This window comes from Pseudomonas sp. SH10-3B (genome assembly GCF_019891415.1).
GTDB lineage: Bacteria > Pseudomonadota > Gammaproteobacteria > Pseudomonadales > Pseudomonadaceae > Aquipseudomonas.
In genome coordinates this window covers 64,163-79,268 of sequence record NZ_JAFLXD010000012.1, presented here as the reverse complement: position 1 = coordinate 79,268, position 15,106 = coordinate 64,163, and the positions used below count along the sequence as shown (strand labels likewise).

Annotated in this window: 12 protein-coding genes; all 12 read right to left on the bottom strand. The window is 61.1% G+C overall.

The features are described 5' to 3' along the window. Positions 1 to 4: 4 nt before the first annotated feature. The 12 genes from nuoH to purB all read right to left on the bottom strand — a co-directional run bounded on the left by nuoH (position 5) and on the right by purB (position 15,021). Positions 5 to 1,012 (bottom strand): NADH-quinone oxidoreductase subunit NuoH, encoded by a 1,008-nt coding sequence (gene nuoH, locus J1G35_RS11965; protein ID WP_017737147.1) that lies wholly within the window; start codon positions 1,010 to 1,012, stop codon positions 5 to 7. Beyond that, positions 1,009 to 3,723, bottom strand: coding sequence for an NADH-quinone oxidoreductase subunit NuoG (nuoG, locus tag J1G35_RS11960; RefSeq protein WP_223015049.1), 2,715 nt, complete (start codon positions 3,721 to 3,723; stop codon positions 1,009 to 1,011). The genes nuoH and nuoG overlap by 4 nt, the downstream gene beginning before the upstream one ends. 135 nt (positions 3,724 to 3,858) lie before the next feature. Then, the gene (gene nuoF, locus J1G35_RS11955; RefSeq protein ID WP_027606325.1) at positions 3,859 to 5,214 is read right to left on the bottom strand and encodes an NADH-quinone oxidoreductase subunit NuoF; all 1,356 of its coding nucleotides are present in this window, start codon (positions 5,212 to 5,214) and stop codon (positions 3,859 to 3,861) included. Next, on the bottom strand, positions 5,211 to 5,708 hold the full coding sequence (gene nuoE / locus J1G35_RS11950) for an NADH-quinone oxidoreductase subunit NuoE (RefSeq protein ID WP_003232080.1): 498 nt from the start codon (positions 5,706 to 5,708) through the stop codon (positions 5,211 to 5,213). Before nuoE ends, nuoF begins: the two co-directional genes overlap by 4 nt. 2 nt (positions 5,709 to 5,710) lie before the next feature. Then, positions 5,711 to 7,495: an NADH-quinone oxidoreductase subunit C/D gene (gene nuoC, locus J1G35_RS11945; RefSeq protein WP_053128491.1), complete on the bottom strand. Its 1,785-nt coding sequence runs from the start codon at positions 7,493 to 7,495 to the stop codon at positions 5,711 to 5,713. Between the two features lie 72 nt (positions 7,496 to 7,567). Further along, the gene (locus J1G35_RS11940; protein WP_003174719.1) at positions 7,568 to 8,242 is read right to left on the bottom strand and encodes an NADH-quinone oxidoreductase subunit B; all 675 of its coding nucleotides are present in this window, start codon (positions 8,240 to 8,242) and stop codon (positions 7,568 to 7,570) included. Positions 8,243 to 8,252: 10 nt separating this feature from the next. Then, positions 8,253 to 8,666, bottom strand: a complete 414-nt coding sequence (locus J1G35_RS11935) for an NADH-quinone oxidoreductase subunit A (RefSeq protein ID WP_003219575.1) — start codon at positions 8,664 to 8,666, stop codon at positions 8,253 to 8,255. A gap of 593 nt (positions 8,667 to 9,259) precedes the next feature. Further along, the gene (gene aceA, locus J1G35_RS11930) at positions 9,260 to 10,585 is read right to left on the bottom strand and encodes an isocitrate lyase (RefSeq protein WP_003219577.1); all 1,326 of its coding nucleotides are present in this window, start codon (positions 10,583 to 10,585) and stop codon (positions 9,260 to 9,262) included. A 493-nt stretch (positions 10,586 to 11,078) separates the two neighbouring features. Next, entirely contained in the window at positions 11,079 to 11,816 is a 738-nt protein-coding gene (locus J1G35_RS11925) for a secretin N-terminal domain-containing protein (RefSeq protein WP_223015048.1), read from the bottom strand. Positions 11,817 to 11,984: 168 nt separating this feature from the next. After that, positions 11,985 to 12,407 carry a GNAT family N-acetyltransferase gene (locus J1G35_RS11920; protein ID WP_053128494.1) on the bottom strand — a complete coding sequence of 141 codons (423 nt, stop codon included), beginning with the start codon at positions 12,405 to 12,407 and terminating at the stop codon, positions 11,985 to 11,987. Further along, positions 12,400 to 13,566 (bottom strand): cupin domain-containing protein, encoded by a 1,167-nt coding sequence (locus J1G35_RS11915; RefSeq protein WP_027606329.1) that lies wholly within the window; start codon positions 13,564 to 13,566, stop codon positions 12,400 to 12,402. The genes J1G35_RS11920 and J1G35_RS11915 overlap by 8 nt, the downstream gene beginning before the upstream one ends. Positions 13,567 to 13,650: 84 nt before the next feature. After that, positions 13,651 to 15,021, bottom strand: a complete 1,371-nt coding sequence (purB, locus tag J1G35_RS11910) for an adenylosuccinate lyase (RefSeq protein WP_032889684.1) — start codon at positions 15,019 to 15,021, stop codon at positions 13,651 to 13,653. Positions 15,022 to 15,106 lie beyond the last annotated feature (85 nt).

Here is a 15,106-nt window from a genome sequence, read left to right as displayed (position 1 = left end):
ATCCTCACTGAACCGCGCCCGCTGGCGTGTTCAACAACACAACGGCAGCAGTCACCAGCAAATTGATCAGGGTCAGCGGCAGGCAGAAGCGCCAGCTGAAATCCATCACCTGGTCGTATCGTGGACGCGGAATGGAAGCGCGCAGCAGGATAAACAGCATGATGAAGAACGCGGTCTTCAGGAAGAACCAGAAGAACGCCAACTGCGGCAGGATGCCGAACGGACCGTGCCAGCCGCCGAAGAACAGCGTGACCAGCAGGGCCGAGATCAAGATGATGCCGATGTATTCACCGACGAAGAACATGCCCCATTTCATGCCGGCGTATTCAATGTGGTAACCGTCGGCCAGTTCCTGTTCTGCTTCCGGCTGGTCGAATGGGTGACGGTGAGTCACGGCCACGCCAGCGATGAAGAAGGTACAGAAGCCGAAGAACTGCGGAATGATGAACCACAGGTTCTGCGCCTGGTACTCGACGATGTCACGCATGTTGAACGAGCCGACCTGCACCACGATGCCCATCAGCGCGAGGCCCATGAACACTTCGTAGGACACGGTCTGGGCCGAGGCCCGCAGGCTGCCCAGCAGGGCGAACTTGTTGTTACTGGCCCAACCGGCGAACAGCACCGCGTAGACCGACAGGCCGGCCATGGCGAAGAAGAACAGCAAGCCGATGTTCAGGTCCGCCACACCCCAGGTCGGGGTGATCGGGATGATTGCGAAGGCAATCAGCAAGGCGCTCATGGCCACGACCGGTGCCAGGGTGAAGATCACCTTGTCGGCAAACGGCGGGGTCCAGTCTTCCTTGAAGAACATTTTCAGCATGTCGGCAGCGATCTGGAACATACCGAACGGGCCAACGCGGTTCGGACCGTAACGGTCCTGCCACCAGCCCAGCAGGCGACGTTCGACGAAGCTGAGCAGGGCGCCCGCAACGACCACGGCCAACAGGATCACGATGGCCTTGACGACCGAGATGATCACGTCGATCACTTCAGGGGTGAACCAGGTCATTGCGCTGCCTCCTGCAGACCGTCAACGGTTTTGCCAAAGATCGCCGGCGGGATACCGGCAAGGCCTTTAGGCAGGGCAACCAGGCCGGCACCCAACGCTTCGTTGATGCGCAGCGGCAGACGCAGGGTCTGGCCGGCCACGGTCAAGCTGAGCAGGGCACCGTCGTTGACGCCCAGGCGGTCGGCTTCGGACTTGGCCAAGGACACGTAGGCTTCGGGAATGCGCTCTTGTACCGGCGCGGCCTTGGAAGAGGTCTCTTCGCTGCCGAACAGGTGGAAGAGCGGCACGACCTGCCAGGTGCCCTGGGCCGGGTTGAACGGACGCGGTACCGCAGCGAACCAGTTCAGCGAGTCGCCCTGGGTTTCGATCAGGCGGGTGCCCGGGTCGCCAGCGCGGATATGCCCACCGACTTCGTCCTGGAACTTGTTCCAGGCCTGTGGCGAGTTCCAGCCCGGCGACCAGGCAAACGGCACCTGCTGACGTGGCTCGACCGAACCCGAGTAACCTTCCATCGAGAAGGCGAACGCGGTGTCGTTGTCTTGCGGCGTACGTGGTTCGTGCACGCTGATGTCGGCGCGCATGGCGGTCCGGCCGGAGTAACGCAGTGGTTCACGGGCAAGTTTCAGACCCTTGATGCGGAACGCGGCGGACGGTGCGGCGTCGACGATACGCGCCAGCTGCGGCGCGCTCGCGGCGGCTGCGGCGGTGACGTGGTCGAGCTGGGTCCAGTCGATCGGCTGGTTCAGCAGGGTCGCGCGCAGGGCATGCAGCCAACGCCAGCCTTCGTGAACCAGGATGCTGGCGTCCATGTACTTCGGATCGAACACCTGGAAGAAACGCTGGGCGCGGCCTTCCTGGCTGACCAGGGTACCGTCGCCTTCGGCGAAGGTGGCGGCTGGCAGCACCAGGTCGGCACGCTCGCTGGTGGCAGTCTTCTGGTGGTCGGCGACGATCAGGACCTTGGCGGCGTTCAGCGCGGCGTCAACCTTGGCGGCGTCGGTGCGGGTGTACAGGTCGTTTTCCAGCACCACGATCGCATCGGCAGCGCCGTCGATCACGGTTTGCAGGGCGGCGTCCAGGGACTCGCCACCGAGCATGGCCAGGCCGAGGCTGTTGGCTTCCGGCACGACCAGGCTGATGGAACCGTTCTTGTCGCGCAGCTTCAAGGCCTTGGCGATGTTGGCGGCGGCTTCGATCAAGGCCTTGGAACCCAACGAGGTGCCGGCAATGATCAATGGACGCTTGGCCGCCAGCAGGGCGTCGGCAATGCGTTGGGCCAGTTCGAGGGCTTCAGTGTCCAGGCCTTCGACGGCAGGGGCGCTGGCGTCGAGGGCGTGGGCCACGGCGAAACCGATGCGGGCCAGGTCGTCCGGTGCGGCGTGGACGCATTCTTCGGCGATGTCGTCGAGCTTGGTTTCGGCCAGGCTGGCGATAAACAGCGGGTTCAGCGCGTGCTGGCCGATGTTTTTCACCGCAGCGTCGAGCCAAGGTTGTACGCGCATGGCGTCGGCCATCTCTTCGGCCTTGCCTTTGACCGACTGACGCAGGGACAGCGCGATACGCGCGGCGGTCTGGGTCAGGTCTTCACCGAGCACGAAGATGGCGTCGTGGTCTTCGATGTCGCGCATGTTCGGCACTGGCAGCGGGCTGTCGTTCAGTACCTGCAGGACCAGGCGGATGCGCTCCAGTTCACCGGCTTCAATACCGCTGTAGAAGTGCTCGGCACCCACCAGTTCGCGCAACGCGTAGTTGCTTTCGAGGCTGGCGCGGGGCGAGCCGATACCGACGATGTTGCGGCCGCGCAGCAGGTCGGCGGCTTTATCCAGCGCCGCGTCCAGGCTCAGCTTGGCGCCATCGGCCAGCAGCGGCTGACGTGGGCGGTCTTCGCGGTTGACGTAGCCATAGCCGAAACGGCCACGGTCGCACAGGAAGTACTGGTTGACCGAACCGTTGAAGCGGTTTTCGATGCGACGCAGTTCGCCGTAGCGCTCGCCCGGGGAGATGTTGCAACCGCTCGAGCAGCCATGGCAGATGCTCGGCGAGAACTGCATGTCCCACTTACGGTTGTAGCGCTCGGAGTGGGTCTTGTCGGTGAACACACCGGTCGGGCAGACCTCGGTGAGGTTGCCGGAGAACTCGCTTTCGAGCACGCCGTCTTCAACGCGACCGAAGTACACGTTGTCGTGGGCGCCGAATACGCCAAGGTCGGTGCCGCCGGCGTAGTCTTTATAGAAGCGTACGCAGCGGTAGCAGGCGATGCAGCGGTTCATCTCGTGGGAAATGAACGGGCCCAGTTGCTGGTTCTGGTGGGTACGCTTGGTGAAGCGATAACGGCGCTCGTTGTGGCCGGTCATCACCGTCATGTCTTGCAGGTGGCAGTGACCGCCTTCCTCACAGACCGGGCAGTCGTGGGGGTGGTTGGTCATCAGCCATTCGACAACGCTGGCGCGGAACGCCTTGGATTCATCATCGTCGATGGAGATCCAGGTGTTGTCGGTGGCTGGGGTCATGCAGGACATGACGATACGACCACGGGTGTCGTTTTCGTCGGTGTACTGCTTGACCGCACACTGGCGACAGGCACCGACGCTACCAAGCGCGGGGTGCCAGCAGAAATACGGGATGTCGAGGCCGAGCGACAGACATGCCTGTAACAGGTTGTCCGCCCCATCGACTTCGAGCGCTTTGCCGTCTACGTGGATAGTGGCCATGGTTCAAAGTTCTTCGTTGGCCCGTTGTCAGCGGGCGTGGCTAATGGAATCTTGTTGTTCATGTGCATCTACACAGCCTTGATGGCGTCAGCACATGAGCAGGCTTGGGGCACGGACCCTTCGCCTGTTTAAGCGTTACGCGCCGACTACGATCGGCCTTGCCAGAGGCGGGACGGCGGCGCTGGTAGGCGCGATGCCGGCTTCGAACTCCGAGCGGAAGTATTTGATTGCGCTGCCCAATGGCTCCACGGCGCCCGGTGCGTGAGCACAGAAGGTCTTGCCTGGGCCAAGGAAACCGACCAGGCCCAGCAGGGTTTCGATATCACCCTCGCGGCCTTCGCCATTTTCCAGGGCCATCAGCAGCTTGACGCTCCACGGCAAACCGTCGCGGCAGGGGGTACAGAAGCCGCAGGATTCGCGGGCAAAGAACTGCTCCATGTTGCGCAGCAGCGAGACCATGTTCACGGTGTTGTCCACCGCCATCGCCAGGCCGGTACCCATCCGGGTGCCCACCTTGCCGATGCCGCCGGCATACATCTGTGCGTCGAGGTGCTCGGGCAACAGGAAGCCGGTGCCGGCGCCGCCTGGCTGCCAGGCCTTGAGGGTGTAGCCGTCGCGCATGCCACCGGCGTAGTCCTCGAACAGCTCGCGTGCGGTCACGCCGAACGGCAGTTCCCACAGGCCCGGGTTCTTGACCTTGCCGGAGAAGCCCATGAGCTTGGTGCCCATGTCTTCACTGCCTTCGCGGGCCAACGATTTGTACCAGTCCACGCCGTCGGCGATGATCGCCGGCACGTTGCACAGGGTCTCGACGTTGTTCACGCAGGTCGGCTTGCCCCATACGCCCACGGCGGCAGGGAAGGGCGGCTTGGAGCGCGGGTTGGCGCGGCGGCCTTCGAGGGAGTTGATCAGTGCGGTTTCTTCACCGCAGATGTAACGCCCGGCGCCGGTGTGCACGAACAGTTCGAAGTCAAAACCCGAACCGAGGATGTTCTTGCCCAGCAGGCCTGCAGCCTTGGCTTCTGCCACGGCACGGTTGAGGTGCTTGGCGGCGGTGGTGTATTCGCCGCGCAGGAAGATGTAGCCACGGTAGGTTTTCAGCGCGCGGGCGCTGATCAGCATGCCTTCGATCAGCAGATGGGGCAGTTGCTCCATCAGCATGCGGTCTTTCCAGGTGTTGGGTTCCATTTCATCCGCGTTGCACAGCAGGTAGCGGATGTTGATGGATTCATCTTTGGGCATCAGGCCCCACTTCACGCCCGTGGGGAAGCCTGCACCGCCGCGACCCTTGAGGCCGGCGTCCTTCACGGTCTGGACGATGTCGTCCTGGGCCATGTCGGCGAAGGCCTTGCGCGCAGCGGCGTAGCCGTTCTTGGCCTGGTACTCGTCAAGCCATACCGGCTCGCCGTCGTCACGCAGGCGCCAGGTCAGCGGGTGGGTCTCGGCCGAACGCTTGATCAGGTTGGCCGGGCCGAAGGAAGTCAGGGTCATGGGTAGCCCTCGAGCAATTGGGTCACGCCAGCAGGCTGCACGTCACCGAATGTGTCGTCGTCGATCATCAACGCCGGCGCCTTGTCGCAGTTGCCCAGGCAGCACACCGGCAGCAGCGTGAAGCGGCCGTCCGCAGTGGTCTGGCCGAGGCCGATGCCCAGCTTGGCCTGGATTTCGCTGACCACTGATTCGTGGCCACCGATGTAGCAGACCATGCTGTCGCACACGCGAATGATGTGGCGGCCGACCGGCTGGCGGAAGATCTGGCTGTAGAACGTCGCCACGCCTTCAACGTCGCTGGCGGGGATGCCGAGGATCTCGCCGATGGCGTAGAGGGCGCCGTCCGGCACCCAGCCACGTTCCTTCTGGACGATCTTCAAGGCTTCGATCGACGCCGCGCGCGGGTCTTCGTAGTGATGCAGCTCGTGCTCGATGGCCGAGCGCTCGGTTTCACTGAGGGTGAAACGGTCTGTCTGGATAAGCGTGCTGTTCATGCTTAGCGGTCCACGTCGGCCATAACGAAATCGATACTACCCAGGTACGCAATCAAGTCCGCGACCATCTCGCCTTTGATCACCGAAGGGATCTGCTGCAAGTGGGCGAAGCTTGGGGTACGAATCCGGGTGCGGTAGCTCATGGTGCCGCCATCGCTCGTCAGGTAATAACTGTTGATACCCTTGGTCGCTTCGATCATCTGGAAGGATTCGTTGGCCGGCATTACCGGGCCCCACGAAACCTGCAGGAAGTGCGTGATCAGGGTTTCGATGTGCTGCAGCGTGCGCTCTTTCGGCGGCGGCGTGGTCAGCGGGTGATCCGCCTTGTACGGGCCGGCCGGCATGTTGCGCATGCACTGCTCGATGATCTTCAGGCTCTGGCGCATTTCTTCGACGCGCACGATGCAACGGTCGTAGGCATCGCCATTGGCCGCCAGCGGTACTTCGAACTCGAAGTTCTCGTAGCCGGAATAGGGGCGCGCTTTACGCAGGTCGAAGTCGCAACCGGTCGAACGCAGGCCGGCACCGGTGACGCCCCATTCCAGGGCCTCTTTGGTGTTGTAGGCAGCGACGCCGATGGTCCGACCCTTGAGGATGCTGTTATCCAACGCAGCCTTTTGGTACTCGTCCAGACGCTTGGGCATCCAGTCGATGAATTCCTTGACCAGGCGTTCCCAGCCATTGGGCAGGTCGTGGGCGACACCGCCGATGCGGTACCAGGCCGGGTGCAGGCGGAAACCGGTGATGGCTTCGATGACCTTGTAGGCGCGCTGACGGTCGGTGAAGGTGAAGAACACCGGGGTCATGGCGCCGACGTCCTGGATATAGGTACCCAGGAACAGGAGGTGGCTGGTGATCCGGAAGAACTCGGCCATCATGATGCGGATGGTGTCGACGCGGTCCGGGACCTTGATGCCGGCCAGCTTCTCGACCGAGAGCACGTACGGCAGGTTGTTCATCACGCCGCCGAGGTAGTCGATACGGTCGGTGTACGGGATGAAGCTGTGCCACGACTGACGCTCGGCCATCTTCTCGGCACCACGGTGGTGGTAGCCGATGTCCGGTACGCAGTCGACGATTTCTTCGCCGTCCAGTTGCAGGATGATGCGGAAGGCACCGTGGGCCGAAGGGTGGTTCGGGCCCAGGTTGAGGAACATGTAGTCCTCGTTGGTGCCGGAACGCTTCATGCCCCAGTCTTCCGGACGGAAGCGCGCGGCCTCTTCTTCAAGCTGCTGCTTGGCGAGGTTGAGGCTGAACGGGTCGAATTCGGTGGCGCGGGCAGGGAAGTCCTTGCGCAGCGGGTGACCTTCCCAGGTCGGCGGCATCATGATGCGGGTCAGGTGCGGGTGGCCCGGGAAGTCGATACCGAACATGTCCCAGACTTCGCGCTCGTACCAGCTGGCGTTGGGCCAGATGCCGGTGACGGTCGGGATGCTCAGGTCGCTCTCGGACAGTGCGACCTTGATCATCACGTCGCTGTTACGTTCCAGCGACATCAGGTGATAGAACACGGTGAAATCGGCGCCGCTCGGCAGGCCCTGGCGCTTGGTACGCAGACGCTCGTCCACGCCATGCAGGTCATAGAGCATGACGTACGGCTTGGGCAGGTTGCGCAGGAAGGTCAGGACTTCGACGAGCCTGGCGCGCGCCACCCACAGCACCGGCATACCGGTGCGTGTGGCCTGGGCGGTGAAGGCGTCAGGGCCAAAACGGTTATTGAGTTCGACGACCACATCCTGGTCGTCTGCCTTATAAGGCGGGATGTACAGAGCACTGCCTGTAGTCATGGTTTTTTATCGCTTTCGGTCAACGTAAAGAATGAAGCCAGGTTTTCGTTCTATAAAAGAAGCGGTGCTGGATCAGACTTCGTCGGGGCTGCGCAGGTTGGTGACTGCGATTCGCTGTTCGCGGCGCTGTTCCTTTTGCGACGGCATCTCGGCGCGGTACACGCCTTGATCGCCGACGACCCAGGAAAGCGGGCGACGCTCCTTGCCAATCGATTCCTGCAACAGCATCAAGCCTTGCAGGAATGCTTCTGGGCGGGGCGGGCAGCCAGGCACGTAGACGTCCACGGGCAGGAACTTGTCCACCCCCTGAACCACGGAGTAGATGTCGTACATGCCACCGGAGTTGGCGCACGAACCCATGGAGATAACCCACTTCGGTTCGAGCATTTGCTCGTAGAGACGCTGAATGATCGGCGCCATCTTGATAAAGCAGGTACCGGCGATAACCATGAAATCCGCCTGGCGCGGTGATGCCCGGATAACTTCGGCGCCAAAGCGCGCGATGTCGTGGGGCGCCGTGAAGGCGGTGGTCATTTCCACGTAGCAGCACGAAAGACCGAAATTGTACGGCCACAGGGAGTTCTTACGTCCCCAGTTGACCGCGCCACTCAGCACGTCTTCCAGCTTGCCCATGTAGATGTTTTTGTGGACTTGGTCTTCTAACGGATCGGAAACGGTTTCCCGTTCGCCGATGGGGTACTGCTCGTTAGGAGCATCCGGGTCGATCCTGGTGAGATTGTATTGCATCGCCAAAGCCTCATTGTTTCAGCTTCGCTTGCCGCTTACGACGAGCTTCCGGAGCCCAGTCAAGGGCGCCCACTCGAAATAGGTAGACAAGGCCTGCCAACAGAATTGCTATGAAAACGAGGGCTTCGACGAATCCGGTCCAGCCGCTTTCGCGGACGGACACAGACCAGGCAAAGAGAAAGAGGGCTTCGATGTCGAAGATCACGAAGAGCATCGCGACCAGATAGAATTTGGCTGAGAGCCGCAAGCGGGCGCCACCTGTAGGTAGCATGCCGGACTCGAACGGTTCATTTTTGCTGCGGCCCCAGGCTTTTGACCCGAGGAGGCTGGAGACGCCGAGCATGAAGGCGCAAAGGCCGACAACACCGAGGAGGAAAATGGCAAAGCCCCAGTTGTGGGCCATGAGTCCTGTCGCTTCGGTCATGCTGGAAATCCTTAACAGAGAGCAAAGGTCTCTGAGCTCGAAAAAGTAACGATGCAGTGACGATATGTCGCACTGCAATCAATCGCGGTGATTTTATGGCTAAACACCGGGCAAGTAAAATTCCTATAGCGAAATTATTCGATGGAATAAGCACATAGTGCACCTTCTTGGGGCTGTAGCCCTTGCGGGACGGGCATTAGCGGGCGTTTGATCAATTGTGTTTTGTTTAACCTGCAACGAAGTTTTCATGTTCCAAATGATAATGAATATTGTTTGCGCGGGGTTTAAGCGATTGTTTCTCATGCAGCGGGGTAAGTTGCCGTTACTTGCTTGATTAGCGCTAGTTGCCGGAGCGGATCTTTTAACCGATTTATCTGCAGCGAATACCGCTCTGGATCAAGGTTTTGTACAAAATCTTCAGGTTGCGTGCGTTCCCTTGTGGGAGGGGAAAGCCCCCTCCCACATTTTGCCCTTATTGAATCAGTGAGATGTGCACCGGCAAAAAAACGCCCCGAACCAGTCGGGGCGTGATTGTCGTGCGGCACTGCGGTTAGCTCTTTAACGGGTCCGCAGTGGCCGTGTACTCACATCGATCAGTGGAACTGTTCTTCTTCGGTCGAACCGGTCAGCGCGGTCACGGACGAGGTGCCGCCCTGGATCACGGTGGTCATGTCGTCGAAGTAGCCGGTGCCCACTTCCTGCTGGTGGGCCACAAAAGTGTAGCCCTTGGCGGCGTCAGCGAATTCCTGCTCCTGCAGCTTCACGTAGGCGGTCATGTCGTTGCGGGCGTAGTCGTGCGCCAGGTTGAACATGCTGTGCCACATGTTGTGAATGCCGGCCAGGGTGATGAACTGGTGCTTGTAGCCCATGGCGGACAGTTCGCGCTGGAACTTGGCGATGGTCGCGTCGTCCAGGTTCTTCTTCCAGTTGAAAGAAGGCGAGCAGTTGTAGGACAGCAGTTGGTCCGGGTATTCCTTCTTGATCGCTTCGGCAAAGCGGCGGGCTTCGTCCAGGTCCGGCTTGGCGGTTTCGCACCAGATCAGGTCGGCGTACGGCGCGTAGGCCAGGCCACGGGCGATGGCCTGGTCGAGACCGGCGCGCACTTTGTAGAAACCTTCCTGGGTGCGTTCGCCGGTTACGAACGGCTGGTCGTACGGGTCGCAGTCCGAAGTCAGCAGGTCCGCAGCGTTGGCGTCGGTACGGGCCAGGATGATGGTCGGCGTGCCGGCAACGTCAGCCGCCAGACGGGCAGCAGTCAGCTTCTGTACAGCTTCCTGGGTCGGTACCAGTACCTTGCCGCCCATGTGGCCGCATTTTTTCACCGATGCCAGTTGGTCTTCGAAGTGCACGCCGGCAGCGCCAGCTTCAATCATGCTCTTCATCAGTTCGTAGGCGTTCAGTACGCCGCCGAAACCGGCTTCGGCGTCAGCCACGATGGGTGCGAAGTAGTCGATGTAGCCTTCGTCGCCCGGGCCTTTACCGGCTTTCCACTGGATCTGGTCGGCACGACGGAACGAGTTGTTGATGCGCTTGACCACGGTTGGCACGGAGTCCACCGGGTACAGCGATTGGTCGGGGTACATGGATTCAGCGGAGTTGTTGTCCGCTGCCACTTGCCAGCCGGACAGGTAGATCGCCTGGATACCGGCTTTCACCTGTTGAACTGCCTGGCCGCCAGTGAGGGCGCCCATGCAGTTGACGAAATCTTTCTCGGGGCGGAAGGATGGCTTGGCACCTTGGGTGACCAGCTTCCACAGCTTCTCGGCGCCGAGTTTTGCAAAGGTGTGCTCAGGTTGAACCGAGCCGCGCAGGCGGACGACGTCAGCAGCGGAATAAGCGCGGGTCACGCCTTTCCAGCGTGGGTTTTCAGCCCAGTCTTTTTCGAGGGCTGCAATTTGCTGTTCGCGTGTCAGTGCCATGGGGGAAAACCTCGTCGCATAGGTCTAGGTGGAAAATTCCATTTGCCAGCCACGGAGTGAATGCGTGGTTATGGCTGCTCGCTGACCAGAAGCTTAGGTGTTCAAGTCAAGTTCGGCGGGGTAGGCGACGGGATGAACGATGGCTCAAAGGGGAGTTGAGCAGGTAAGGGCGAACTGCGAACGGTCTTCGGGCGTCGTGGGCCTTTGTACGATCCATCAGTGTGTAGCCGGGTTACCTGGTTAGCTTCCGTCCCTCGGGACAACTTCGTTCCAGTCGCAACCTCGTCAAACACACCTTGTGGGCGGTACAGACACGAATCGGCTCAGGTGGGTAGCTTGGAGCGTCGATCCGAAGGCCCTTGCCAGGGCCCCTGATTAGCGGGAGCGAGGCCATCATGCCCATGCTTTTTTGGATCGTCAAATGTTTTGTAGTGCTTTTTTTCAGGCACTACATCTTTAGTCTAATAAGACTCATCAGTCAGTTTTTGGTGCTTCAGTTCAGGGTGTCGACCTTAACCCGTAATGTCAGGTCATCACGGCCCTGAGTAGAGTAGCTGCGGGTTGTAGAGGATTTGTCGGCCTGGGTCTCACGGTTGATGCCGGCAAGGGGGATCCATTCGCCAAGGCGCCCGCTGACGGTTGTGTCGGTGCTTTGCACATTCACTACATCAGGACGTTCCTGGCTCATGCGGTCACGGTTGGTACTGATCGCCAGATGCACGGTCTCGCCGGTGACGCTGGCGGTGACGTAGAAGCCCTGGGTTACGTTGCGATACTGGGTCTGGTTCTGCGCACGACCGTAGGCGTCGGGCTGGGTGGTGGTCAGTGGCACGCTCTGGCCGACCTGGATCAGCGCGGGTACGCCTTCGCTGGCCTGGATCTGCTGGATGCCGCCGTCGCGGCTGGCGGTGCCGTAGCTGATGATGCGGGTCTGGCTGTCGCCGCTGTTCTGCTGGTTGTTTTCGTTGGTGTCGACGGTGATCAGCAGGCGCTTGGCCGGTGTGTCCAGTTGGGCAAGCAGTGCGCGCAGGTCCTGGATCTTGCCGGGGTCGGCGTTGACAATAAGCTGATTGCCGTAGGCGCTGACGGTGCCGTCCTTGCCGATGAAATTCTGGGCCACGGGGAGCAGGTCGGTGCTGGTGCGGTTGCTCAGGTTGACGACTTCGGTGTCGGCCATGGCCGAGCAACTGGCGGTCAGGAGGAGGGCGGTGAGCAGGGTGCGTAGGGACATGTCCGTGATCTCTGCGAGTCATTTGGGCTTGATAGTGCCAGTTTGTCGGCCTGGTGGGTCGCAAGTTGAATCGTAGACGGCAAAATGCCCTGGCATGGCAGGGCATTGTTGGTGTTGCTGAAATAGCTATCGGGGGCTTGCCCCCGATGGCAGCGACGCGGTCTCGAATCAGTCCCCGCGCACCATATCGACATGGGGAATCCCGACTTCCAGGAATTCCCCGCTGACGATCTTGAAGCCCAGTCGCTCATAGAACGGCGCCGCATAGACCTGCGCGCTGAGGAACTGTCTGGTCTGGCCGCGCTGCTCGGCCACGCCAATCACCGCCTCCATCAGCTTGTCGCCGACCTTTAGCCCGCGCCAGTCCTTGAGGACCGACACGCGGCCGATCTCGCCGCTGGGCAGCAGGCGTGCGGTACCAATCGGAAAGTCGCCTTCGAATGCAAGGAAATGCACTGCGTCTGCGTCGTCCGCGTCCCACTCCAGCTCGGGTGGGACCGATTGTTCAGCGATAAACACCGCTTCACGAATGCGCCGAATCTCGGCGATATCCTTTTGCCAGTCCGCGACACTTACGTGAATCTTATTCATCGGCAAACCCCAGGCTTCCTTGCTTGACCAGCTCGCACAGCAGGTCGCGGGCGTCTTCGTCCAACAGCCATTCGCCGAGGTTTTCGGCGTGCAGGGCATCGGCGGCGCAGACCAGTTTCAGCAGTTCGCGCAGTTTGCCCGGCAGGTAACGGCTCTGGCCGCTGGCGAACAGCAATACGTCATCGTCGACTTCCGACCAGGCCATGCGCGCGCTTGGGTTGCGCACCAGGATCGCGCCGTCTTGCAGGCTGTTGATGAAGTCGTCTTCGCCCAGCTCTTCGCCTGCCACCAGTTCCGGATAACGCGGCTCGGTCATGAACTGGCCGAACCAGGTCAGCAGCATGCGCTCGTCGCTCATGTGTTCGGCCAGCAGGCTCTTGAGACGGTCGAGGGCGTCGCTCTGGATCTGGTGCGGGTCGCTGACCGGCTGCGCGTCGGCATCGGTGTAGCGCTCTTCGTCGGTCAGGTACTGGGCGAGGAAGTCGGTGAAGTGGGTCAGCACTTCAGCGGCGCTTGGGGCGCGAAAGCCCACCGAGTACGTCATGCAGTCATCTTCGGCGATGCCGAAATGCGCCAGGCGTGGCGGCAGGTAGAGCATGTCGCCCGGTTCCAGCACCCATTCGGCGCTTTCTTCGAATTCGGCGAGGATGCGCAGGTCGGCGTGTTGCAGCAGCGGGCTTTCGGAGCTGCACATCTGGCCGATCTTCCAGTTGCGCTTGCCTTGGGCTTGCAGCAGGAATACGTCGTAGTTGTCGAAGTGCGGACCTACGCTGCCGCCGGGTGCGGCAAAGCTGATCATCACGTCGTCGATGCGCCAGCTTGGCAGGAAGCGGAACTGTTCCAGCAGCTCGGCCACTTCTGGCACGAACTGGTCGACCGCCTGTACCAGCAGGGTCCACTCGCGCTCAGGCAGGGTGCTGAAGGCGTCTTCGGCGAACGGGCCGCGGCGCAGTTCCCACGGGCGCTCGCCGTGTTCGATCACCAGGCGCGATTCGACTTCTTCTTCCAGGGCCAGGCCTGCGAGCTCGTCGGCGTCGATCGGGCTTTCGAAGTCAGGGATCGCCTGGCGGATCAGCAGCGGTTTTTTCTGCCAGTAGTCGCGCAGGAATTCCCGTGCCGTGATGCCGCCCAGAAGTTGAAGAGGGATATCAGGATTCATGTGTAACCTATTGAAAAAAAGCACTTTTCAGACTGGAATAAAAACGCCCGGCGCGGCCGGGCGTCTCAAGGGGGCTTGCGCGAATCAGATGCGCTTGGCTTGCTCTACAGCGTTGCCGATGTAGTTGGCCGGGGTGAGCAGTTTCAGCTCGGCCTTGGCCGCGGCTGGCATGTCCAGGCCGTCGATGAAAGTTTGCAGTGCTTCAGGGCTGATGCCCTTGCCACGGGTCAACTCTTTCAGTTTTTCGTAAGGGTTTTCGATGTTGTAGCGGCGCATCACGGTCTGGATCGGCTCGGCCAGCACTTCCCAGCAAGCGTCCAGGTCAGCGGCGATTTTCTGCGCGTTGAGTTCCAGTTTGCTGATGCCTTTGAGGCTGGCTTCGTACGCGATCACGCTGTGGGCAAAACCCACGCCGAGGTTGCGCAGTACGGTGGAGTCGGTCAGGTCGCGCTGCCAGCGGGAGATCGGCAACTTGCTGGCCAGGTGCTGGAACAGGGCGTTGGCGATACCGAGGTTGCCTTCGGAGTTTTCGAAGTCGATCGGGTTGACCTTGTGCGGCATGGTCGACGAACCGATTTCACCGGCAATGGTGCGCTGCTTGAAGTAGCCCAGGGAGATGTAGCCCCAGATATCGCGATCGAAGTCGATCAGGATGGTGTTGAAGCGCGCAATGGCGTCGAACAGCTCGGCAATGTAGTCGTGCGGTTCGATCTGCGTGGTGTACGGGTTGAAGCCCAGGCCCAGCTCGTCTTCGATGAAGGCGCGGGCGTTGGCTTCCCAGTCGATCTCCGGGTAGGCCGACAGGTGGGCGTTGTAGTTGCCGACAGCGCCGTTGATCTTGCCCAGCAGTGGGACTGCGGCGACTTGAGCGATCTGGCGCTCCAGGCGGTACACCACGTTGGCGAGTTCTTTGCCCAGGGTAGTCGGTGAAGCGGGCTGGCCGTGGGTGCGCGACAGCATCGGTACGTCGGCGAAACGGATGGCCAGCTCACGGATGGCTTCGGCGGTCTGGCGCATCAGCGGCAGCATCACGTCATCACGGCCTTCGCGCAGCATCAGGGCGTGGGACAGGTTGTTGATGTCCTCGCTGGTGCAGGCAAAGTGGATGAATTCGCTGACCTGGGCCAGTTCCGGCAGCTTGGCCGCCTGCTCCTTGAGCAGGTATTCGATGGCTTTGACGTCGTGGTTGGTGGTGCGCTCGATCTCTTTCACACGCTCGGCGTGCTCCAAGGAGAAGTTTTCCGCCAGGGTATTGAGCACAGCGTTGGCTTCGGCGGAGAACGCCGGCACTTCGCTGATAGCGGGGTGAGCGGCCAGGCGCTGGAGCCAGCGCACTTCAACCAGTACACGAGCACGGATCAAGCCGTATTCGCTGAAAATAGGGCGCAGGGCCTGGGTTTTGCCGGCGTAGCGGCCGTCAACAGGGGAAACCGCAGTGAGCGAAGAGAGCTGCATGGGGTGTTCTCGGACAGTCGGGCAACGAAATGGGGCGCGTATCATACATGAAAAAATTCGCCGGTCCGTTGCCAACTGACCGGCG

Coding starts and splice junctions, on each gene's coding strand:
- nuoH (WP_017737147.1), bottom strand. CDS start 1,012: ATGACCTGGTTCACCCCTGAAGTGATCGACGTGATCATCTCGGTCGTC.
- nuoG (WP_223015049.1), bottom strand. CDS start 3,723: ATGGCCACTATCCACGTAGACGGCAAAGCGCTCGAAGTCGATGGGGCG.
- nuoF (WP_027606325.1), bottom strand. CDS start 5,214: ATGACCCTGACTTCCTTCGGCCCGGCCAACCTGATCAAGCGTTCGGCC.
- nuoE (WP_003232080.1), bottom strand. CDS start 5,708: ATGAACAGCACGCTTATCCAGACAGACCGTTTCACCCTCAGTGAAACC.
- nuoC (WP_053128491.1), bottom strand. CDS start 7,495: ATGACTACAGGCAGTGCTCTGTACATCCCGCCTTATAAGGCAGACGAC.
- J1G35_RS11940 (WP_003174719.1), bottom strand. CDS start 8,242: ATGCAATACAATCTCACCAGGATCGACCCGGATGCTCCTAACGAGCAG.
- J1G35_RS11935 (WP_003219575.1), bottom strand. CDS start 8,666: ATGACCGAAGCGACAGGACTCATGGCCCACAACTGGGGCTTTGCCATT.
- aceA (WP_003219577.1), bottom strand. CDS start 10,585: ATGGCACTGACACGCGAACAGCAAATTGCAGCCCTCGAAAAAGACTGG.
- J1G35_RS11925 (WP_223015048.1), bottom strand. CDS start 11,816: ATGTCCCTACGCACCCTGCTCACCGCCCTCCTCCTGACCGCCAGTTGC.
- J1G35_RS11920 (WP_053128494.1), bottom strand. CDS start 12,407: ATGAATAAGATTCACGTAAGTGTCGCGGACTGGCAAAAGGATATCGCC.
- J1G35_RS11915 (WP_027606329.1), bottom strand. CDS start 13,566: ATGAATCCTGATATCCCTCTTCAACTTCTGGGCGGCATCACGGCACGG.
- purB (WP_032889684.1), bottom strand. CDS start 15,021: ATGCAGCTCTCTTCGCTCACTGCGGTTTCCCCTGTTGACGGCCGCTAC.